18 protein-coding genes are annotated in these 22,362 nt (G+C 48.0%); 12 read left to right on the plus strand and 6 right to left on the minus strand.

Annotated features, from left to right (window positions below):
* Positions 1-145: 145 nt before the first annotated feature.
* Both dnaN and dnaA read right to left on the minus strand, forming a co-directional pair.
* A complete protein-coding gene (gene dnaN, locus FD01_RS04815) occupies positions 146-1,285 on the minus strand; it encodes a DNA polymerase III subunit beta (RefSeq protein ID WP_056962913.1) in 1,140 nt (379 codons plus the stop codon).
* A gap of 174 nt (positions 1,286-1,459) precedes the next feature.
* Positions 1,460-2,815: a chromosomal replication initiator protein DnaA gene (dnaA, locus tag FD01_RS04820; RefSeq protein WP_056962915.1), complete on the minus strand. Its 1,356-nt coding sequence runs from the start codon at positions 2,813-2,815 to the stop codon at positions 1,460-1,462.
* A 578-nt stretch (positions 2,816-3,393) separates the two neighbouring features.
* Here dnaA and rpmH point away from each other — a divergent pair.
* The 6 genes from rpmH (at position 3,394) to mnmG (ending at position 9,653) form a co-directional block, all read left to right on the plus strand.
* On the plus strand, positions 3,394-3,534 hold the full coding sequence (rpmH, locus tag FD01_RS04825; RefSeq protein WP_003568442.1) for a 50S ribosomal protein L34: 141 nt from the start codon (positions 3,394-3,396) through the stop codon (positions 3,532-3,534).
* Positions 3,535-4,158: 624 nt separating this feature from the next.
* Positions 4,159-4,515, plus strand: coding sequence for a ribonuclease P protein component (gene rnpA, locus FD01_RS04830; RefSeq protein WP_056962916.1), 357 nt, complete (start codon positions 4,159-4,161; stop codon positions 4,513-4,515).
* A 44-nt stretch (positions 4,516-4,559) separates the two neighbouring features.
* Positions 4,560-5,396: a membrane protein insertase YidC gene (locus FD01_RS04835; RefSeq protein ID WP_152164590.1), complete on the plus strand. Its 837-nt coding sequence runs from the start codon at positions 4,560-4,562 to the stop codon at positions 5,394-5,396.
* A 111-nt stretch (positions 5,397-5,507) separates the two neighbouring features.
* The gene (gene jag, locus FD01_RS04840; protein WP_056962918.1) at positions 5,508-6,218 is read left to right on the plus strand and encodes an RNA-binding cell elongation regulator Jag/EloR; all 711 of its coding nucleotides are present in this window, start codon (positions 5,508-5,510) and stop codon (positions 6,216-6,218) included.
* 142 nt (positions 6,219-6,360) lie between these two features.
* Positions 6,361-7,740 (plus strand): tRNA uridine-5-carboxymethylaminomethyl(34) synthesis GTPase MnmE, encoded by a 1,380-nt coding sequence (mnmE, locus tag FD01_RS04845; protein ID WP_056962920.1) that lies wholly within the window; start codon positions 6,361-6,363, stop codon positions 7,738-7,740.
* An 11-nt stretch (positions 7,741-7,751) separates the two neighbouring features.
* A complete protein-coding gene (mnmG, locus tag FD01_RS04850) occupies positions 7,752-9,653 on the plus strand; it encodes a tRNA uridine-5-carboxymethylaminomethyl(34) synthesis enzyme MnmG (RefSeq protein ID WP_056962922.1) in 1,902 nt (633 codons plus the stop codon).
* 705 nt (positions 9,654-10,358) lie between these two features.
* On the opposite strand, the gene FD01_RS15995 is transcribed toward mnmG, so the two are convergent.
* The 3 genes from FD01_RS15995 to FD01_RS04860 all read right to left on the minus strand — a co-directional run bounded on the left by FD01_RS15995 (position 10,359) and on the right by FD01_RS04860 (position 11,977).
* Positions 10,359-10,535 carry a hypothetical protein gene (locus FD01_RS15995; protein WP_235802930.1) on the minus strand — a complete coding sequence of 59 codons (177 nt, stop codon included), beginning with the start codon at positions 10,533-10,535 and terminating at the stop codon, positions 10,359-10,361.
* A 2-nt stretch (positions 10,536-10,537) separates the two neighbouring features.
* Entirely contained in the window at positions 10,538-10,798 is a 261-nt protein-coding gene (locus FD01_RS04855) for a hypothetical protein (RefSeq protein WP_056962924.1), read from the minus strand.
* Positions 10,799-11,188: 390 nt separating this feature from the next.
* A complete protein-coding gene (locus FD01_RS04860) occupies positions 11,189-11,977 on the minus strand; it encodes a Cof-type HAD-IIB family hydrolase (RefSeq protein ID WP_056962926.1) in 789 nt (262 codons plus the stop codon).
* 177 nt (positions 11,978-12,154) lie between these two features.
* On the opposite strand from FD01_RS04860, the gene FD01_RS04865 reads away from it, so the two are divergent.
* The 6 genes from FD01_RS04865 (at position 12,155) to FD01_RS04890 (ending at position 21,703) form a co-directional block, all read left to right on the plus strand.
* Positions 12,155-13,987 carry a sensor domain-containing diguanylate cyclase gene (locus FD01_RS04865; protein WP_054717190.1) on the plus strand — a complete coding sequence of 611 codons (1,833 nt, stop codon included), beginning with the start codon at positions 12,155-12,157 and terminating at the stop codon, positions 13,985-13,987.
* A 666-nt stretch (positions 13,988-14,653) separates the two neighbouring features.
* Positions 14,654-15,358 (plus strand): AzlC family ABC transporter permease, encoded by a 705-nt coding sequence (locus FD01_RS04870; protein WP_054717192.1) that lies wholly within the window; start codon positions 14,654-14,656, stop codon positions 15,356-15,358.
* On the plus strand, positions 15,351-15,674 hold the full coding sequence (locus FD01_RS04875) for an AzlD domain-containing protein (protein ID WP_054717194.1): 324 nt from the start codon (positions 15,351-15,353) through the stop codon (positions 15,672-15,674). The genes FD01_RS04870 and FD01_RS04875 overlap by 8 nt, the downstream gene beginning before the upstream one ends.
* A 119-nt stretch (positions 15,675-15,793) precedes the next feature.
* On the plus strand, positions 15,794-18,481 hold the full coding sequence (locus tag FD01_RS04880) for an HAD-IC family P-type ATPase (RefSeq protein WP_056962927.1): 2,688 nt from the start codon (positions 15,794-15,796) through the stop codon (positions 18,479-18,481).
* 77 nt (positions 18,482-18,558) lie between these two features.
* On the plus strand, positions 18,559-19,068 hold the full coding sequence (locus FD01_RS04885; protein WP_054717196.1) for a transcription repressor NadR: 510 nt from the start codon (positions 18,559-18,561) through the stop codon (positions 19,066-19,068).
* Between the two features lie 982 nt (positions 19,069-20,050).
* Positions 20,051-21,703, plus strand: coding sequence for a peptide ABC transporter substrate-binding protein (locus FD01_RS04890; protein WP_054718448.1), 1,653 nt, complete (start codon positions 20,051-20,053; stop codon positions 21,701-21,703).
* A 22-nt stretch (positions 21,704-21,725) separates the two neighbouring features.
* Here FD01_RS04890 and FD01_RS04895 read toward each other — a convergent pair whose 3' ends face one another.
* Complete coding sequence (locus FD01_RS04895) at positions 21,726-22,340, minus strand: TetR/AcrR family transcriptional regulator (RefSeq protein ID WP_054718445.1); 615 nt, start codon at positions 22,338-22,340, stop codon at positions 21,726-21,728.
* Positions 22,341-22,362: the final 22 nt, after the last annotated feature.

A 22,362-nucleotide genomic window follows, 5' to 3' on the forward strand; every position in this document is an offset into this window, starting at 1 on the left:
GTGTACCGCTGGAAATTTGATTAGGGAATCCGTGCTGTTATCTCCTGCTTACGATCTTCCTAAAAGATAAATTTATCCTTCAACACCAGTTGACGCAGAGCCCAAAAAAGAGGCCCAGATATCTGAGCCTCTTCAAAGGTTTTAATTAGAATGTCCGCACCGGCGTAATCAATTGAATAAAGTGTTCGTGATCTTCTGACGGCACCAACGTGAATGGCCGCAATGGCGCGGTAAAGTCGATTTCGATCGTGGTTTGGCCAAAGCCTTGCAGGGCATCTTTCATGTAGTCAGGGTTAAAGGAAATTTCCAAATCATCCCCGGCCAAGCTGTTAAACGTCAACGCTTCTTCAACATTCCCGACATCAGGTGAGTTCCCATAGATGACAGCACTTTGATCTTGCGCGTTTAAATTCAAGCGCACGACGTTGTTGCTGGATTCGTGGCTCAGCAAGCTGGCCCGTTGAGTCGCGGCTAACAAGGCTGGTGCGTCAAATTCGATTTGCGTCGTGGAGCTCGTTGGAATCAAGCGGCTAGTGTCTGGGTAGTTACCTTCCAGCAACCGTGAATAGAAGTTGGTTTGACCCGCGACAAACAACACTTGGTTTTCAGCAAAACGCATTTCGACGGTTTGAATATCATCCGTCAACATCCGGCCAAGTTCGACTAAAGATTTCCCAGGAATAATCACATCATATTGAGAATCTGCTGCAGCTGGTAATTCGATGGTCCGTTGTGCCAAGCGGTGTGAGTCGGTAGCGACTGCTAATAATTGGCCATCAGAGATCACCACATGGACCCCGGTTAAAATCGGCCGGCTTTCTTGGTTAGATACCGCGATGACAGTTTGGTTGATCAGCTGCTTCAACACATCTGCAGGCACTTGCAACGGTTGGGGATTGACGATTTCTGGCAAATGCGGGTAGTTGTTGGCATCCAAGCCATTGATAGTGAATTCACTCGACCCTGACGTGATCACAGTTTGGAAGTTGTCTTGCACGTCGATTGTCATTTTGGCGTCTGGTAGGCGCTTGACCACTTCGTTAAAGATGCGCGCTGGCAATACAATGCTACCCGTTGAGGCGATTTGCAAGTCGTTGGTTTCTGAATCGGCGTCGATGCGCGCTTCAATGGAAATATCGGCGTCACTACCAGTTAAAACCAGACCATTGTCAGAAAGCACGAGTTTTAACCCCGTCAGAATCGGAATCGTGGTTTTGCTGGAAATAGCTCGCGAAACATCGTTGAGTTTTTTAATAAAAGTCGCACGCGTGATGGTGAATTTCATGACAGTTCTCCTATAGGTGCAGTGTAAATAGAATAAAAGCTTTTAAGTAATAGTAGTAGGCCTTGGGGATGCTGTGGAAAACTTTGCGAAACAACCTGTTATCACGTTATCCCCTTGTGGATAAGTTAAACGGATAAGTCGGCTGGTTTTTGCAAGTTGTCCACATGGCCAAAATCAGCCGCGATTTTTCAGACGGTTTTTGAGTTCGATGATCTCCGTTTTAAGTTGTTCATCCAAGCCCATTTGTTCAGCGATTTTTTCATGGGCATGGATCACTGTGGTGTGGTCTTTACCACCGAACTCTGCGCCGATTTTTGGTAAGGATGAATCCGTCATTTCGCGGGATAAATACATGGCAATTTGGCGCGGCATGACGATTTGTTTGACGCGCTTTTTCCCTTTGAGCTCAGAAACCGTGACGCTGTAGTATTTGGCAACGACTTGTTGAATCTGGCCGATGGTCAAGGCTGCGTCTTTATCGGATAACTTCAAACTCTTTAAAGCGTCGGCGGCTAAACTGGTGGAAATATCCGAATGATTCATTGTGGCATAGGCTTGCACGCGCACCAACGCGCCTTCGAGTTCGCGCACGTTGGAGTCGATTTGCCCAGCGATATAAGACAGCGTATCATCTGGGATCACCAAATGTTCAGCGTCGGCTTTGTTGCGCAAAATCGCGATTCGCGTTTCCAAGTCTGGCGGCGTGATGTCAACGGACAACCCCCAAGCAAATCGAGACACCAAGCGTTCTTGTAACTTGGGGATTTCGCTTGGCAAGCGGTCTGAAGTCAAGACGATTTGTTTTTTGTTTTCATATAAAGCGTTGAACGTATGGAAGAATTCTTCTTGCGTGGCTTCTTTTTCACCAAAAAATTGAATGTCGTCGACCAGTAGTAAGTCGACATTGCGGTATTCTTGCCGGAATTGTTCTTGTTTTTTGGTTTGAATCGAGTTGATGAAGTCATTGGCAAACGCTTCTGAGGTCACGTATTTCACATTGGCATTCGGTTTATATTCCACTAACTGATGGCCGATGGCTTCCATTAAGTGCGTTTTGCCCAAACCGACGCCACCATAAAGAAACAGCGGATTGTACAGCATCCCTGGTTCTTCTGAAACCACTAAGGCTGCGGCATGCGCCATTTGGTTGCCTTTGCCAGTGACAAAGGTTTCAAACGTATACTTCGGATTGAGATGCGTGGTTTCCTTATAAGTCGGCACCACTTTTTTGACTTCCGGTTCAGGCTCAACACTGCCTAACCCGATGACTTCATCAGGTAAGGAACCGGTGATCTCGATGACCGGATTGATCTCCAAGTTGTTGTAGGCAAAAGCCCACTCTACGACTTTGGTGACCAAGCGCTTCTCCCAATAGTTTTTGTGTAATTCCGAAGGGACGCCGATGGTTAATGTATTGCCTGTCAGGCGTACAGGTTTGGCATCTTTGATCCAAGTACTATACCCGGTCGCAGTCAAACTTGCGCGGAATTTATCTTGTAAATACGCCCACAGTTCTTCGATTGTTGGCACCCTAAACCCTCCTTTCACGTACAAAAGCCGTACGCGCGGCGTTTACTTTGCAAAATGTATAAATATCCATGACAAAAAAGTGCAAAGCATCGCGACACTAAGTTTAGCATTTTATCAATAAGTTTTCCACAAGCAAAGTAGTTTTCCACACAATTCGCAACTTGAGGAAAACCTTCCCCACAATCATGTTAAAAACTTTTCCACAAGGGCGTGAGCAACTCGTGAACATGGTCGGATTTTGGTTAGTTGTCCACAAATTCAGAAAATAAACAAGCCTATTAGAATGCGTGTTTCACAAGTTATAAACAAGTTAAAAACAGCCTGTGGAAAACTTCTAAACAGGGATGTGGAATTGCGGACAAGTTGCGCGTAAACTGTGGATTAGCGCTAAAGTCAAAAATCGCCTTTAAACAACTTATGCACAGGTTTTCCGCAATTTTCAGTTTTCTGTGGAAAAGAAAATTGCCGGATTATAACACCAAATGCTTGACGTGACTACTAGTCATCCGTATAATGGGATAATGTTTGATAAGTAAACAACGTTACTGAAAATAGTATTCTAAATAGGAGGTGCTACCATGACCACCAAACGGACATTTCAACCAAAGAAGCGTCATCGCGAACGCGTCCATGGCTTCATGAAGCGTATGAGCACGAAGAACGGCCGTAAAGTTTTAGCTCGTCGTCGCGCTAAGGGACGTAAAGTATTATCTGCCTAAAAACTCCACTGACCGCGTCAGTGGTTTTTTTTTTGCAAATTCGTTGACTGAGACGATCACCCTCAATTGACTCCGCGCTAGGCGCTGGCACTGCATCACGTGACCGGCCGGCTGCAGAAATCGGCACAAACCGCCGATGTTCTTCCGCCTAACTTTCAAGCCGAAAACCGCGTCTTGAAAGTTGCCTGAAATGTGAATGCAGCCAAAATGCGGTCTGCATTCACATTTCTGCCACGTTCAGCAGTACCAGCTCCCAGCGCTCCGTCAGTTGAGGGTGATGCTCAAGTCGCGTCATGTGCGCATCGATTAACGATTAGCACAGTGAACAATTAACCATGTGGTGTCAGTGTAGGGACGGAGAATGCCGGCAATCACATCGTGATATTCATCTTGGCGATTTATCGCCTAGATGAAACCGCAAGTGGAGATCCACTTGATGGGGAGCATCGCGAGCCATCAAGTTAGCTCCGCTGAGGACCCTCATGATGTGATTACCGAGCATTCGGAGTCCCGGCATGACCAACTCAGGCGACAATTAATCATATTACATAGGAAATACTAAGAAACTAATGCGTCAAATCGTCGCATCTTGTATACTTAAGGACAGATTGTGAGGGAGATTTCGTGCGTAAGTCGTATCGCATCAAAAAAGAAGCTGAATTTCAAGATGTGTTTGATCACGGGCAGTCGGTGGCTAACCGTAATTTCGTGATCTACCACCTGCAACGAGATCAACCACATTTTCGGGTGGGCATTTCAGTGGGGAAAAAAGTCGCGCATTTTGCTGTTGGTCGCAACCGGATCAAACGCTATGTGCGCCAAAGCTTACTGGAATTAAAACCAGAAATTGATCCGCAAGCGGATTTTTTGGTGATCGCTCGCCGTGGGGCTGCCAAGCTTGATATGGCAGAAACCAAGAAAAACTTGATCCACGTGTTGACGTTGGCCGGTGTGCTTGCTGACGACGTTGACATCATCTAGTCGCACGCATCATTGCGTGACACGTTGACGAAAGAGGGATTCACGTGAGTAAGAAAACCGTTAAGCGGCTGGGGGCAGTCTTTGCCTTGTTCGCAATGGCTGTGGTATTGACGGCGTGTGGCACGTCCACTGTCACCGCCAATAGTACTGGCTTTTGGGATCGTTACGTCATTTACAACGCCGGCCAATTCATTTTATGGTTAGCGAAGTTCTTTGGCGGCAATGCCGGGGTCGGGATCATCATCTTCACCTTGTTGATCCGGATCATCATTTTCCCATTGAGTTATATTTCCTTGAAGTCTATGGGTAAGCAACAAGAAATTGCGCCGCAACTCAAACAACTTCAACAAAAATATAAGTCCAAAGACACCGAGACCCAACGCAAACTACAACAAGAAACGCAAAAGTTGTACGCTGAAGAAGGTATCAACCCAATCATGGGCTGCTTGCCATTAGCGATTCAAATGCCATTCCTGTTTGCTTTGTATCAAGCCATCTACCGGACTGATGCCTTAAAGACTGGGCATTTCTTGTGGGTCAACTTGGCGCAACCTGATCCGTATTTCATCATGCCGATTTTGGCCGCGATTTTCACCTTGCTGACCAGCTTGGTATCGACGTTAGCCCAACCGCAACGCACCACGATGTCTTGGGCGATGGTTGCCATTTCGCCATTAATGATTTTATTCATGGCGTTCCAATTTCCAAGTGCCTTAGCGATTTACTGGGTGGTCACCAACGCCTTCTCCTTGGCCCAAACTTTCTTGATTCAAAATCCATTCAAGTTGCGTCGCCAGCGTGAAGCCAAGGCGCAAGCGGCCAAAGACAAAGAAAAAGCCAAACGCAAAGCGATCAAAAACGCCTTGCGCAAACGCTCATAGCTCATTGACGCGAGGCCAGACCTGCTTTTAAGTCTCGGCCTCGTTTTGTCGTTTGACCCAGATTGTGGCCAAATAGCGTTAGTCATTAGAATTTCAATCTCGGAGGAAATTATGCCGACTTTTCAAGGCACAACCATTCAAAAGGCGATCGATCAAGGCTTACAAAGTTTAGGGGTAGCGCGCGACGCCGTCAGTGTTGATGTGATCCAAGAAGGCAAAAAAGGGTTGTTCGGCTTAGGCAAAAAAGCGGCCATCGTCAATTTAAAGCCGTTAGTGATCGCACCAGAGCCAAAACCGGCACCAAAGCCGAAAGCCGAACATCACGTACATTTACCGCATGCGACCAGTCCTAAGCGGCAACGTGATGATCAAACTGCCATCGCCTTGGTGCAAAGTTATTTAGAAGATATTATTCGCCAACTCGGCATCACTGCCACCATCGATAGTGAGCGCAAAGGCGATAAGGTTTGGTTTGCAGTGTCAACGGATAAAGAAGCCCAATTGATCGGTAAACACGGCAAGATCATCAATGCGATCCAATATTTGGCGCAAACCGAATTCAACCGATACGGTAAAGCCAAATGGACCATCATGGTCAACGTCGGCGATTATCGAGAACGTCGTGAAGCCGCAGTGACACGCTTAGCGCAAAAAACTGCGCGGGATGTGATCGCTACTGGTGCGGCGGTTTACTTAGATCCAATGCCAGCCTTCGAACGCAAAGCGATTCATTCAGAGTTAGCGGATAACGCCTATGTCGCTACGCATTCTGAAGGTGTGGATCCAAGGCGCTATGTCGTGATCACGCCAGCACGGCACTAAACTTGCCAAACACTGACTTTTTGTATACAATGAGTTCAAATTAATCGATGAAGTAGTCAAAGTGCTTTGTCCAACTTGTGCGACCCTTTTTGGTGTCGGCAAGTTGGATGGTGCACTTTTTTGTTTGAAAGGAAGCATAACATTGGCAACGACGATCACAGAGTATGACACCATTGCGGCAATTTCCACTCCGCCTGGTGAAGGGGCCATCAGCATTGTGCGCTTAAGCGGCGAAAATGCTGTCCAAACTGCCGAAACGCTATTTAAAGGCAAAGACTTAACTAAAGTTGCCAGCCATACCATCAATTATGGCCACATTTTAGATCCAGATGACGGTCAAGTCGTCGATGAAGTGATGGTCAGTGTGCTGCGTGCGCCAAAAACCTATACTCGCGAAGATATGGTTGAAATCAACTGCCATGGTGGGATCGTGCCGACGAATCGCATTTTGCAATTGTTACTCGGCCAAGGTGCACGGTTAGCTGAACCTGGTGAATTCACCAAGCGCGCCTTTTTAAACGGTCGCGTCGATTTGACGCAAGCCGAATCCGTCATGGACTTGATCCGTGCCAAAACCGATCGCGCGATGCAAGTGGCTGTCGATCAACTCGACGGGGACTTGCGCCGCTTGATCACCAATTTGCGCCAAGAGATTTTGGAAGTGTTGGCGCAAGTGGAAGTCAACATCGACTATCCCGAATACGATACCGATCAAATGACCACCCAAATGCTCAAAGAAAAAGCCGAAATGGTGTTGGCCAAAGTCGATGAACTCTTGCAAACGGCTAGCCAAGGCAAGGTCTTGCGCGAAGGTTTGGCGACTGCCATTGTTGGGCGGCCCAATGTCGGCAAGTCCAGCTTGTTGAACCACATGCTGCATGAGGACAAAGCTATCGTCACTGACGTAGCTGGAACCACACGCGACGTGTTGGAAGAGTATGTCAATGTGCGCGGCGTGCCGTTGAAATTGATCGACACGGCTGGGATCCGCGATACCGAAGACAAAGTCGAAAAAATCGGCGTCGCCCGTTCGCGCAAAGCCATCACCCAAGCTGACCTCATTTTATTGGTGTTGGATGCCTCCCAACCATTGACGCCAGAAGATCTTGAATTACTCGATGCCACTGCGGATAAACAGCGCATTGTGGTATTGAACAAACAAGATCTGCCAGTGCGCATGGAATTAGGGGATCGCGTCGATGCCAGCCAAATCGTGCGTACCTCGATCACAACCGGCGCTGGGGTGGCGGCATTAGATACCAAAATCGCGGATCTGTTTAATGATGGAATCGAAAACTCGCAAACCACTTTGATGGTGTCCAACAGTCGCCAAATCGGCTTATTGCGCCAAGCTAAAGTCAGCTTACAAGCCGTCTTAGATGGCATTCAAGCAGGGATGCCAATTGATTTGGTGCAAATCGATATGACTGCCGCTTGGGACAAACTCGGTGAAATCACTGGGGATGCCGCACCTGATGAATTGATCACGCAGTTATTCTCACAATTTTGTTTAGGGAAGTAAAAGGAGTCGTTATGCCAGAAGTTCGTGAATATGCAGCAGCAGACTATGACGTTGTCGTTGTCGGTGCCGGGCATGCCGGTTGTGAAGCAGCCTTAGCTTCAGCACGCATGGGTAACCACACGTTATTGATCACTATCAGCTTGGAAATGTTGGCCTTCATGCCATGTAACCCGAGTGTCGGCGGCCCAGCCAAAGGCATCGTGGTGCGCGAAATCGACGCCCTTGGTGGCGAAATGGGTCACAACATTGATAAAACGTACATCCAAATGCGGATGCTTAACACCGGTAAAGGCCCAGCGGTCCGTGCTTTGCGGGCGCAAGCTGACAAAGCCGCTTATCATCGCAGCATGAAAGCTACCATTGAAGCCGAACCGAACTTGGACTTGCGCCAAGGCTTAGTCGAACGCTTGTTGGTTGAAGATGGTGTTTGTGTCGGGGTCGTTGCCGCTACTGGTGCCCAATATCGCGCCAAAAGTGTCGTGTTGACTGCCGGCACTTCCAGCCGTGGGAAGATCATCATCGGCGAATTGATGTATTCCTCTGGTCCCAACAACTCCTTGCCAAGCATCAAGTTATCTGAAAGCTTGGAAGACAACGGCTTTAAGCTGCGCCGCTTTAAGACTGGGACGCCTCCTCGTGTGGTCGGCAATTCGATCGATTTTTCCAAAACCGAAGAGCAACCAGGCGACACCACCCCGCATCACTTCAGCTTTATGACGCCGGATTCTATGTATTTAAAGGATCAATTGTCTTGCTGGATGACTTACACCAACGGCACCACGCATGACATCATTCGCCAAAACCTCGACCGCGCGCCAATGTTTTCTGGTGTGATCAAAGGCGTCGGCCCCCGTTATTGCCCATCCATTGAAGATAAAGTGGTGCGTTTTGCTGATAAGCCGCGCCACCAATTGTTCTTGGAACCAGAAGGCCGCGACACGGATGAATATTATGTCGGCGACTTTTCAACGTCCATGCCCGAAGAAGTCCAACTCAAAATGCTCCACTCCGTTGCGGGCCTCGAACATGCGGAATTGATGCGTCCAGGTTACGCCATTGAATACGATATCATCGAACCATGGCAATTAACCGCAACGCTGGAAACTAAAGTCGTGAAGAATCTGTTCACTGCCGGTCAAATGAACGGGACTTCCGGCTATGAAGAAGCCGCTGGTCAAGGCTTGATTGCCGGGATCAACGCTGGTTTGCGTGCACAAAACAAGCCAGGCTTCACTTTGAAGCGCTCTGATGCCTACATTGGTGTGATGATCGATGACTTGGTCACTAAAGGCACCAACGAACCTTACCGCTTGTTGACATCGCGTGCGGAATATCGTTTGATCTTGCGTCACGATAACGCCGATTTGCGGTTGACGGATATGGGTCGGCAACTCGGCTTGATCCCAGATGCTCGCTATGCCCAATTCACCGCCAAGAAAGCCGCTATCGTGGCGGAAAAAGCGCGCTTGGAAAACACCCGCTTAAAGCCTAAAGACGTTGCTGACTTCCTTGAAGCACATCATATGCCAGCTTTAAAAGATGGTGTCCTAGCCAGTGACTTCTTAAAGCGTCCAGAAGTGACTTACGCTGATTTGATGACGATCATTCCGGCGGAAACCCCAGTTGATCGCTATGTCGCTGAAGAAGTTGAAGTGCAGATCAAGTACGCCGGCTACATCGATAAGGAAATGCAAAGCATTGCCAAACTCAAGCGCATGGAAGCCAAAAAGATCCCAGCTAACATCGACTATGAAGCCATCAGCGGTTTAGCCACGGAAGCCCGCCAAAAGCTCACGAAGATCCAACCAGAGACCTTAGCGCAAGCAAGCCGCATCTCCGGCGTCAACCCAGCCGATGCAGCCATTTTGTCCGTCTACATCGAACAAGGTAAAATCGCTAAAGTCCACGCCTAATGAAAACCGTCGAGTCCCTTGAGACTCGGCGGTTTTTTGTCGTCTGGCGCCAGCAGTCTAACTTCGTTTCGATGATTTGAGGTGGTTCCGTGCGGCCGGCTTCAGAAATCGGCAAAGTACACCGATGTTCTTTCCCCTAAATTTTGAGACAAGTGATTTTCTTGTCTCAAAATTTACCGGTGATATTGCTCGCGAGCCACAAGCCCAGTGTCTCACGACAATATTACTTTCACGGAACCACATCAAATCATCTCCACTACGTTAGACCACTGGCACCTGATGGCTACGAAACGTACAATGGCAACGCTGATCCAACATTCAGCATATTCAGCATAATCCGTAACGTCAAAACGTAGGTATGTTTGAATCGTAAGCTAGTAGTATCAACGGAGAAAATATGCGGGCGGAAGCGCCTTGGCAGAACGAAGGAAAACTGGACAATTGCCCGTGGTAGTGAAATCAAGTGAAACGCCGGGTTGTGGCGGTTCACGCAGATTTTACCGGTAGATTTAGAAACAAAGCGGTTTTCTTTGGTTCTAAATCTAGGTGCAAGCTCCTCGAACGGTCTTTGTTCGAGAGCTGGAGCCGGCCGCACCGGCAACTTGTCCAGTTTTCTGTAGTGTCGCCAAGGCGCTGGAGTCCACCTCTTTTCGTGCCGGAAGTAAATAAGGGCAAACAAAAAGCCGCGATTGCGGCTTTTTGTAGTTAGCGAACCGTCAGCAGACTGATCAAAACGCCGACTAAGACGATCCCGACGGCACCTTTTAAACTGTAAGACAGCGTTGTGCCTTGTTTGGTGCGGTATTCGAGGACCAAAAGCGTGATCGTGGTGATTAAAGCAGCGATCACCATGATCAATAATTTAATCACTAAAGCATCCATCATTACACTTCCAAATCAAAATAGGGATTGAGGCGCTTTTGAATCGCGTGGATCTGCAGTAAATCGATTTTTGGCAACAAACGATAGATGAAGCCAGCAAAAGTATCGCGGTGGAACTTGTAGTCCATGCGACCGAGGCGTTGGTCGTGATCGTTGGCGTCGCGTTCCCAAACTTCTAAGTTATACGCGGCGTCAGGAACTAAGGTAATATAACAGTTATCATTCAGCCACACAATGGGCTTAAGGGTAGATTGATCGATCACTTCAAGGCCTCCAAGTTATCTAATCCAAGTGCGACAGTCAACCACTGTGGCAACAAGTTGATTCCAGTATAGCAGAATTTAGCCAAACGCCAATTTTGAAAAGCTTGTGAAAAAAGGTTCACAAAAGCGCACAAGCGATGAGCTGGCGGCTGTGCTTGTCAAGGGCTAATTTGCTAGTACAGGCTGTTGTAACAGGGTTAATACCGATAGTGACAACCTTGGATAGATAAAAAATTATTTTTTCGGGATTTAGTCGACGACTGTTTGCTTCACAAACGGTACACCAAACGTCCTTTATCAGTATACGAACAAACGTTTGATTCGTCAAATTATTGTATTTGCTGATAACCCCGAAAGCATCGGCTTGAAGAGATGAATAATGTTATTTAATTAAATCAGTCCAAAATGTTTCAACGCTTTAGGGATCCCGCCGTGCAGGTAGTCGTCGGTTTGATAATCAGCAATCGCGGCGACTTGTGGTAAGGCGTTGCCCATTGCCACGCCCACGGTAGCGGCTTTTAAGATCTCAATATCGTTATTGCCATCCCCAAATGCGTAAGTCGGTAAACCGGCCAGTTCTGGTTGCTTCATCAGAATTTCCAAACCACTAGCTTTGGATTGGTTGGCATTGACGATATCCAAGGTGCTTTCGCCATTGCGATAAAATTGTAATTCTGGAAAGGCTTGGCGATACCAGTCGCCCATTTTGTCGCCTTGGGCATTGTGGGCTAAAAAGATCAATAACATGCAGACATCATCATGATCGAAGAAATTTGCATCGACTGGCGGTGGGGTTTGGCGCACCCATTGATAATTCGCCTCAGTTTCTGGGGTGTTTTGTGAAAGCGCGGAGCGGCGGCCGTTATAATAAGCGAGGGCCAGGCCATCGGCTTTGGCTTGTTGGGTCAAGCGTTGCAGTTGCGGTAAGCCGACTGGACTTTCAAATAAGTGCTGCCCGTTGTGATACACATCAGCGCCATTAGCGGCGATGGCACTCGGAATCTGTCCTAAGCGCATCCAATCGGCGAGTTCATAATAATTGCGGCCGGTGGACAGCACGGTTAACACGTGATTGTCTTTTAAGGCCTTTAAAGCGGCAAGGTTTTCTGGCGGGATCTGTTTTTCTGGGTTCAATAAGGTTTTATCTAAATCAAATAATGCCACAGCTTTATAACTCACGAAAATGCCTCCAATAATTAATAGTATTATCTTAACACGCAGCTTGCGTGAAGCGTTGTGAAAACAGGTCGTGCGGAACGTGTTATTTTTGAAAGAATCTGCTTAAATCACCTGTTCACTGGAAATTATTTGTGAGAAAATGAAGTCAAATATTAAACAGCCGGAGGGGAGAGCGGCTTGAACTTTAATTTTGGAAATTTATCAACGGGAATGTGGCTGGTTCAAACTGTGGCAGCGACATTTTTTGCGGCTGGCTTTATCGGCTTTGATTTATATCTGTGGCGGCGTGCATTTGGTGATGGTCCATATAAAACTGCTTTTCGCTGGTTGTTGACGTTGATGCCATTGGCTGTTGGGGCATTGATGGCTTACGGCGGTTACGCTGGGTTTATGGATAGTATGCTGTTTGCCAACATCGGCTTGTTCGCGTTGGTCGTGCCATTGTTTGACGAGCAAATGACCTTGATCGAATATCTCGTTCGCTGCCTTGGTCTTGCTGGAATCTGGCTTTTACATCACGCTAGCGGCCAGTCGTCTTGGAGCTTTTTGGCGATGGCGGCGATGGTCGTGATCTTGGTGTTGATGCGTTTAGGCAAAGATAAGATCCGTTATCGGGCTCGGACGTTAATGGCCGTGTCAGCTTTTGTGGCCGTCGCTTATTGGTACACGGTGCCGCCGTTAGCGATGGGGTTGCGCGTGGATGGTCGTTTAGCGACTCAGGCGGTTGGCATGTTCTTGGTGATGGGGGCTTTTACCAGTTTTTATTGGAACTGGCAATGGCAACAATTCCAGTCCCAGAAGAAACTCAAAGCCCTGGCCGCTTATGATAATTTGACCAATGAGAAAACGTACACACATAATCAAGCCGATATCACAGCGCTTTTTGAACATGCGCAAGCCAACAATGAACCGTTAACCTTGATGGCGTTAGATATCGACCGCTTACGTAAAATCAATCAGGATTTTGGCCACTTGGCTGGCAACACAGTGTTGATTCAAACAGCAGAAACCTTGCTTGGCGTGTTTAGAAAACATGATCTCCATGAGCATTTTTATCGGATCGGCGGCGAAGAATTTAACATTGCCTTTCCTGATGCCTCACCGGATCAGTTGTTACCGGTGATTCGCGAGTGCTGGCAAGCTATTCATGACGGCCAATTCAGTTATGAAGGCGTCGCGATTCCAGTGACGGCCTCTATCGGTGTGAGTGGTTTGCAAGCAGGTGATGGCGTGGTGGATGATTTATATAAGCGCGCTGATGATAATCTCTATGCTTCCAAACAGCGGGGGCGGGATACCATCACCATCGATGGCGCGCCAGTAGCCGGCGATGACACGCCAAGTATCGCGCCAACTTATGCGTTTTATGCGCAGCCAATCATGGATGCGCAACGCGAAACCATTCAAATTTGGGGTAATGAGTTATTGTTGCGAACTTACGATGTGGCGCAAGCCCGTTGGATGTTACCGAACTCCTTTGACCTTGCCATTGATCTACAAGTTGAATTGATTTATCAAGCTGTTGCTAAAGCCAGTTGCAAAAATGTGGCGATCAATTTGACCTTAGCGCAATTCGCTGATCCCCAAACGGCTTATGCGTTGATCGCCTGCTTGCAAAGTCAAGATGGGCCAACTGGCTTGACAGTTGAAATCGTCGATGTTCCAGATCTTGCGACGACTCGGAATATTTCGGCGATTTACCGGGCGGCTGGCATTCGGATCCATATCGATGACGTCGGTTCAGATAACTCATTTGAACTGGTCCAACAATTGATTCCATATGTTGACGGCGTAAAGTTTGCGATTCAAAATCTGCGCAAAACCGAATCCCCAGAACGGATTCAAGAGCGGATCCGCTTTTGGGCAGATATCGCCAACAAAGGTCATCTGCGGATCATTTTGGAAGGCGTGGAAGATCAAGCCGATGTTGAATTTGCCAAGACGCTTGGCATTCATTATTTCCAAGGTTATTATTTTGCCAAACCAGCTCTCCCAAAGCTTGCGGCATAATTCAAAACTGAGATCTTCGCGGATCTCAGTTTTTTTGTCCCAACGATTTGAAATCGGGACTCCAGCTGGTTCGTTGATACATCGTGAAGGTCCTCCGCCAGCCTCCATCCCAATTTCAAATTACTTCCACTGCGCCTGATGGCTATGAAACACGTAACGTCAACGTTGATACGATCATCAATATGATAAATGATTGAGCGACATGAGCGTCCCTAGTCCGTGTGCTAGCAATATCAACAAAGAAAATCGGTGGGTTCCAGTGCCTTGGCAGAACAGAGGAAAACTGGACAATTGCCTGTGGTAGTAGAATCAAGTGAAACGCCGGGCTGTGGCGGTTCACGCAGATTCTACCGGCAAAAATCAAGACAAGCGATTTTCTTGGCTTAATTTTTAGGCGAAAGCTCCTCGAACGGTTTTTGTTCGAGAGCTGCAACCGGCCGCACCGGCAACTTGTCCAGTTTTCCGGAGTGTCGCCAAGGCACTGGAACCCACCGATTTTCGTGCCGTTAGGCAATTGACATAGCTTCTGAAAGATTAAACCCACACTGGCGTTGTCGGAAAGCATACGTTTAGGAAAATTGCCGGTGTTTGTGGGGGTGGGGTTGATTATGAAAAATAAACAGGTAAAATCTAATTAAGTTCTCATATTAAAAACGAGGTGAGCGGATGGATGCGCAATTAGACTTTAAAGCCGGGATCAAAGACGTCATGCCGACAGTGTTCGGCTATATTGGCGTGGGCTTAGCCTTTGGGATCGTGGCGCACACCAGCCACTTATCCGTATGGTTGGTTTTATTGATGTCCTTGATCGTCTATGCCGGCAGCGCGCAATTTGTGATCACTAGCATGTTGCTGACGGGCAGTCCGATCGGGGCCATTGTGGTGTCGACGCTATTGATCAATGCCCGCATGAGCTTGATGAGTATGACGGTGGCGCCATACTTGCAAGAAGAATCCATGGGGCAAAATATTGCCATCGGGACATTATTGACCGACGAAACGTTTGCGTTATCGATGAATAAACTCAATCTCACGGATCGTAAATTACGGCCAGCTTGGTTTCATGCGGCCAATGTCGTGGCTTATCTGGTTTGGGCCATCGCAACAGTGATCGGGGCCTTGATCGGCAGTTTGATCCCAGATGCCAAAGCTTTTGGACTAGACTTTGCGGTGGTGGCGATGTTTATCGGGCTGTTATATCTGCAAATGATCACGGATCGCTCCAAGCCATTATTGCGGCATTTAACGGTTGCTGGCTTTGTTGCGGTAATGATGGTGGTGTTAATGCGGTTTATGCCAGGGTCAACCGCCATTTTAGTCGCGACGATTTTAGGGTGCTTGTTTGGAATGGCGGTGGAACACCATGAGTAAAGTCCTGATCACGATTTTATTGTGTGGCCTAGTCACTTGGCTGATTCGCGTGGTGCCATTTGCGTTAGTGAAAGCCACGACCTTACCGAAATGGTTGTTGCAGTTTCTCAGTTTTGTCCCAGTCGCGATCCTGGCGGCCATTTTTGTTGAAAGCCTCTTGGTTTATCATCAAGGACAATGGCCAAGTGTGAATACTGAGAATCTGCTTGCCAGCATTCCCGCGATTATTGCCGGGGTAATTTCCAAGAGTTTATTGGTGGTCGTCGTCGTTGGCATCGTTGCTATGGCGCTGATTCGCGCTTTTGGCTTAGCGTAAAGATGACACGTGAAATATTGCCCGGGAAATATTCAAGCTGATGCTTGCACTAAATTTCCCGTCCCCGTACTATTAGATTAATAGCAAAAGCTAAATAATGATTTAAAGGATGATGATATATGGAAGATCCCAGTGCGCAGATAAAAATGACCCATTTAACGGTGGCACAGGTTCAAGAAAAGGTACAAACGCCTGACATAGAGGCAGGTTTGACGCAAACAGAGGCCAAAAAGCGCTTAGCTGAAAATGGCCCGAATGCGTTAGCCTCGCACCGCACCCCTAAATGGGTTTTATTCGTGCGGCAGTTCAATAACTTGATCATTTACATTTTGATCGGCGCAGCGCTGATGACCAGTGTGATGCGTTTGTTGACTGACACGATTATTATTGCCTTGGTGATCATCATTAACGCGATCATTGGCTACATTCAAGAAAGTAATGCCTCTGATTCGCTTGATCAAATCAAAAAAATGCTGGCCCACAATGCCACAGTTTATCGTGACGGCCAGCGCATCGATGTGCCAGCTGAAGAATTAGTGGTCGGCGACGTGGTGTTCTTGGAAGCTGGGGATAATGTCCCTGCTGACTTGCGCATTATCGACAGTGACAACTTGATGATGCAAGAAGCCGTGCTGACTGGGGAAACGAACTCAGTTGCCAAGTCCCCCGAAGCCTTACCTAGCGACACCTCATTAGCTGAACAAGCCAATATGGCCTTTTCATCAACGGCAGTGGCTTCCGGCTCTGGGATGGGCCTGGTCATTGCCACTGGCGCTGACAGTGAACTCGGGAAAATTTCTTCTGCAGTGGCTAACGCCAAAAAGCGTCAATCGCCAATGATGAAGCAACTCGATGGCATCGGCAAAGGGATCTCTTATGGGATCTTGATCTTTGCGGTGGCTTTATTTATCTTTGGCTTGATCGGCGGCCACTATACTTTAGGCACGTTAGCCTTAGGGATCGTGACGATGATCGTCGGGTCGATGCCTGAAGGCTTACCAGCGACGACCAGTGTGATCTTGGCGATGGGTGTGCAAGCCATGGCCAAAAACGAAAACACGATCGTCAAAGATTTGCCTTCTGTTGAAGTCTTAGGTTCCGTTGACGTCATCGCGACGGATAAAACCGGGACCTTGACGCAAAACGAAATGACTGTGACGGACATTTTAACGCCAACAGCTCAATATGCCGTTACTGGGACGGGTTATGCGCCAGCTGGGGACTTCACCTTAGACCAAGAGGTGATCACACCGTCTGAGCACGCAGACTTAGCCGCCTTATTGACGGCAGGTTATGAAGCCAACGACACCACGTTAGCGGAAATCGACGGGAAATATGAAATCAACGGCGAACCGACTGATGGTGCGTTCATCACGGCTTATCAAAAAGCCTTCGGGGAACCAGAAGAAGCGAACGAACTGGATTTAATGCCGTTTGATTCCGATTATCGTTACATGGCGAAATTGGTGCGCTTAGCTGATGGCACTAAGAAGTTGTACATCAAAGGCTCACCAGATAAACTGTTACCGATGGCCAAAGCCTGTGATCCAAACTTCGATGAAGCTCATTATTTAGCATGGACTAGCGAACGCTCCAAACATGGGCAACGGGTCATTGCTGTCGGCTCTCGTGTCGTCAATGTGGATGAAATTAGCCATGATTTGTTAGCTGAAGGGATCGACTTCTTAGGCTTAGCGGCCTTGATCGACCCACCACGTCCAGAAGTGATCGCGTCGATTCGCGACATGAGAAAAGCTGGCGTCAAAGTTAAAATGATCACCGGGGATCATCCGCAAACCGCTCAAGCGATCGCCAAGACTTTGAGTTTAGCCGATGATCCACAAGTGGTCACTGGCGCAGAACTTGAAGCGATGCCCCCAGCTGATCGTGAACACGCGATGGTTTCCGCTGATGTGTTTGCCCGCACCACGCCTGCAGATAAGCTCGCCATTGTGCAAGCTTTACAAAAAGCCAGCAATGTCACGGCGATGGTCGGCGACGGGGTCAATGATGCCCCTGCGCTGAAACAAGCTGATATCGGCGTGGCCATGGGTGAATCAGGTACCGATGTGGCCAAAGATGCTGCGGACATGATCTTGACGGATGATAAGTTTACGACCATGCAACGGGCGATCAAAGAAGGGCGCCGGATCTATGACAACATCAAAAAGAGTATTTTATTCCTGTTGCCAACCAGTTTTGCTGAAGGGCTGGTCATTGCCTTCACGGTGTTGACACGCGATGATATGCCATTGAATGCCAGTCAAATGCTTTGGATCAACATGGTTTCGGCCATCACGATTCAATTGGCGTTTATCTTCGAACCCGCAGAAGATGGCATCATGTTACGCCCACCGCGTCCAAATGATGCTGGGATGATGAATAAGCATGACGTTTTCCAATTGCTGTATGTCTCTGTTTTGATTTCCGGGATCGGTTTGATCGCTCATGACTGGCTGTTGCGCAATGGCATTGCCAGCCCTCGCGTCGCTTCGACCATGATGGTCAACATCATTATCTTAGGGAAGATCTTCTATCTGTTTAACATTCGCACCAAAGCAGTCGTGTTCTCTAAGCAGTTCTTTTCCAATCCACAAGCCTTTTGGATCATTGGGTTGATGATGGTCTTACAACTAGGCTTGACCTACTTGCCATTCATGCAAAATGTCATGCGCACCGCAGGCATGAGTTGGCGTGAATGGGGGATCGCCATTGCGGCTGGCTTCATTACTTTAGCCGTAACGGAAATCGATAAGTTGATCCGAATTGGATTGCATCGCCGTGCTGGGCGCGCACGCTTTCAATAATTTTGTTAATGGGCTAGTCAGCACCGTTGTTTTAGCGTAAGCTTGGGGTATAAGACAATGCAACGGAGGTATTTACTATGTTAACCAGTGCTGAACGTCAATCTCAGATCCAAATGGCCTTAGCCGATGCCAAAGCCCCGATCACTGCGACGGCTTTTGCCAAAAAGTTTGGTGTCAGTCGCCAAACGGTGGTTGGGGATGTCGCTTTATTGCGCGCCCAAGGGACGAAGCTGATTGCAACGCCACGCGGCTATCAATTTGAAGACAGTGCCACTAAAACGGCTGTGATTGTCTGCAAACACACCCCAGAAGATGCGGTGAAGGAAATGCAGATCATCATCGATCACGGTGGTGTCGTTAAAGATGTCATGATCGATCATCCGGTTTATGGGCAATTGCGTGGTTCTTTGGAAGTGGCTTCTGAACAAGAGATCCATTTGTTCCACTCTCGCATGTTGCAACATGAAAGCCACATGCTGTCTGAATTGACAGATGGCGTGCACTTACACACCATCGGTTATGAAAACCCAGAACAAATCACCGAAATCAAGCAAGCTTTGCGCGACGCCGGTTTCTTATACGAATAAGCAACAGTAAGCTGAGACTTTCGGGTCTCGGCTTTTTGTTTGCCTGAGCGGCTATCGCTGTCCGACAGCGTAAGTTTTTCATGCCGCCATCAGGCGCCAGTGGTACACTCCAGCCCCATTCGGAACTGAAATCATCTCTCGTGGCCGGCCGGCTCCAGAGATTGGCCAAACCCGGGCCAATGCTCTTCCACCTAAATTTCGAGCCAAGAAAACCACTTGTCTTGAAATTTTCCTGAAATAATAGCTGAGTCAGAAACCCGCTGTCTCAACTATTATTTCTGCCACGTTCGACGATTTCACTTCCTCCATGGGCCTTACGTGTACCACTGGCACCTGATGGCTACGTGATGCCAACGTTGATACGACACTCAGTAAGGTCAGCGTGTTTAATCTGTAATCCAGTCATATCTACCGAGAAAAGCTGTGAGCGGAGATAAAAAGTGTGCAGGCGGGCTGGTCATCGGCCGTGGGGCTCTTAGCGGTTTACCGCTTAGAGCCCAGCGAGAAGGAGATCCACTCGCGGTTTTTGCGAGTTAGCTCCGACGAGCGACATTGCGTTCCATGACCAGCCCGCCGGAGCACTTTTTGTCGGAGCTCACAGCTTTTCGTGCCGCTAGGCAATTGGTATAGCTTGTTGGAAAATGAAAAATGCGCCGTCGATGCCGGACCGCGTAAAACTGGACACTTTTGGACAAGTTGTGAAGATTGTCCGGAGATTTTATTTGACATGAGAAAAATCCTCATGTAAGCTTAACCCATAATAAAAAGGAGGGGCCGTTATGAACGTATCGATGAAACAAATGCAATGTTGCTGTGTATGCATGTGCAAGTCGGACGCTGATGGCGGACTCTTGGACGGCATATTTGGGTAGGTAAAGACTCCTAGACCAAATATTGGCGCCGACGCCTTCAGCGGATGCTTTTTAGCATCGTTGAAGGCTGTCGGCGCTTTTTTGTCGCTAAACATATTGGAGGAATTGTGATGACTCATTTCAAAACTGCAGCGCTCACTGTGGCAACTTTAGCATTAGGCTTAGTGCTCGCAGCGTGCGGTAGCAATAACAAATCAAGCCAGTCGAGTTCAGCGACAAAACAACAGCTGAACTTAAGTGCCACGGCGCCTTTGGATACCATCGATTTGGCCCAGGCCACCGGTTACGGCCAAACTGGGAACGTGTATGAAAGCTTCTGGCGTTTAGGCAAAAACGGGAAACCGATCGCCGGGCTGGCCAGCAAAGCGACTAAATCTAGCGATGGGTTAACTTGGACCATTTCGATTCGCAAAGATGCTAAGTGGAGTGATGGTTCAGCGATCACCGCCAAAGATTTCGTTTATTCTTGGCAGCGTACCATCGATCCAAAAACCAAGTCACCTTATAGCTACTTGTTCTCCGGCATCAAAAACGCTGACGCCATCAACAAAGGCAATGCCAAGCCTGACACATTAGGCATCAAGGCGCTGGACACCCACACCGTCCAAATCACGTTAGACAAGCCAATCGCGTACTTCAAAGTCTTGATGGCTTATCCATTATTTGCTCCACAAAGTGAAAAGACGGTCACTAAATATGGCAAGAAGTATGCCACGACTAGTAGCAAAATGCTTTACTCTGGGCCTTTTGTCATCACTGGCTGGAACGGGACTGGCAATACGTGGTCCTTTAAGAAGAACCCTTACTACTGGGACAAGAAAGTCGTCAAGCTGCAAAAGGTCAACTTCCAGGTGGTGGAAGACACCAGCACTGGCGTCAACTTATTCAACACCAACAAGCTTGATTTGACGCCGTTAGCCGTCAACCAAGTGCCAAAGTATGAAAAAGACAGCACCTTCCGCTCCTACGCTTATTCTTATATCGCCTACATGCAATATAACTTCAACGCTAAGGATGCAACGGTGAAGGCGGCCATGAACAACCAGGATATTCGTTTAGCCTTTTCTCAAGCGTTGGATCGCAAGGCCTTGACCAAGAAAGCTTTAGGTAATGGTTCACAGATCCCAACTGGTTTTGTGCCGAACGATTTGGCGAGTGACCCAACCACAGGCAAAGACTTTGCCAAACAACAAACGGTGGCTAACACCATCAACTATTCGACGAAATCTGCGAAAGCGCATTGGACTAAAGGCCTTAAAGCCATCGGCAAATCCAAGCTGACGCTGACCTTGCTTTACTCAAATGACGATGCCACCAGCAAAACCACGGCCGAATATATCGGCGGTCAATTGCCTAAGGAATTACCAGGCCTGACCATCAACTTGAAAGCTTTACCTTCCCAAATGGCGAAGCAAAAAGAAACCGATGGCGACTTTGACATTGCATTATCCGGTTGGGGTGCTGACTTCAACGATCCGATCAGCTTCTTGCAGATCCCTGAATCAAACACCGCTTATAACTACGGGAAATATTCCAACGCGCAATACGATGCGTTGATCAAGAAAGCCTCCACGACGGATGCCAACGATGCTGCTAAGCGCTGGGATGACCTCGTGCAAGCCGCGAAGTTATTCAACCAAGCGCAAGGCGTGACCCCATTGTTCCAACAAGTCACAGCTTACTTGCAAAAAGGTGATGTCAAAGGCTTGACCCACAACACTGCTGGGACGCAGTGGGGCTATAAGTACGCTTACATCAAATAATTCAACCAAAAACACTTCAGGTTTATTGGCCTGAAGTGTTTTTGTTTGACGTGAGAAATTGTTGATACACCGGCATTAATGCAGTGTCGACGAGTTGATGAAAAGCACCTCGCGTCACCGGTTTGGGTCCAAATAAGAGATCAAGTGCCAGCAAAAACGGGAGATCATATAAATAATCGGGAACCGGGATATCATTGCGCTCACCGCGCGCCTGTGCTTGGGCAAAGAAGCCTTTGATGATCAAAGTGAGGTAGTTTTCACGCGCGAACTTTTGAAAATAATCTGCCATCGAAATTCCACCAGCATGTTCCATGATCAACCCGGACATGTTTTGAAAGTGGAATTGTTCTAAACGGTCCATGATCAAATCAAATAAGCTGATCAAGTCGCCTCTTAGGCTGCCAGTATTTGGTGGCGTCAAGGTGAAATCGCCAGCTTCAATTTGTGCGCGCAATGCGGCCATAACAACATCGGACTTCGTTTTCCACCGGCGATATAAAACTGTTTTTGAAGTGTGCGCTTGCTCGGCGATTTTATCCATGGTGAGTTCATCGTAAGGACAAGTTTTGATTAAGTCAAAGGTGGATTGGAGAATGTCAGCAACGAGTTCCTTGCCGCGGCGGCGAGTTTGAGCCATAAGTGACGTCCTTTCTAAAAAC

Origin of the sequence: Lacticaseibacillus manihotivorans DSM 13343 = JCM 12514 (assembly GCF_001435035.1) — a bacterium.
Lineage (GTDB): Bacteria > Bacillota > Bacilli > Lactobacillales > Lactobacillaceae > Lacticaseibacillus > Lacticaseibacillus manihotivorans.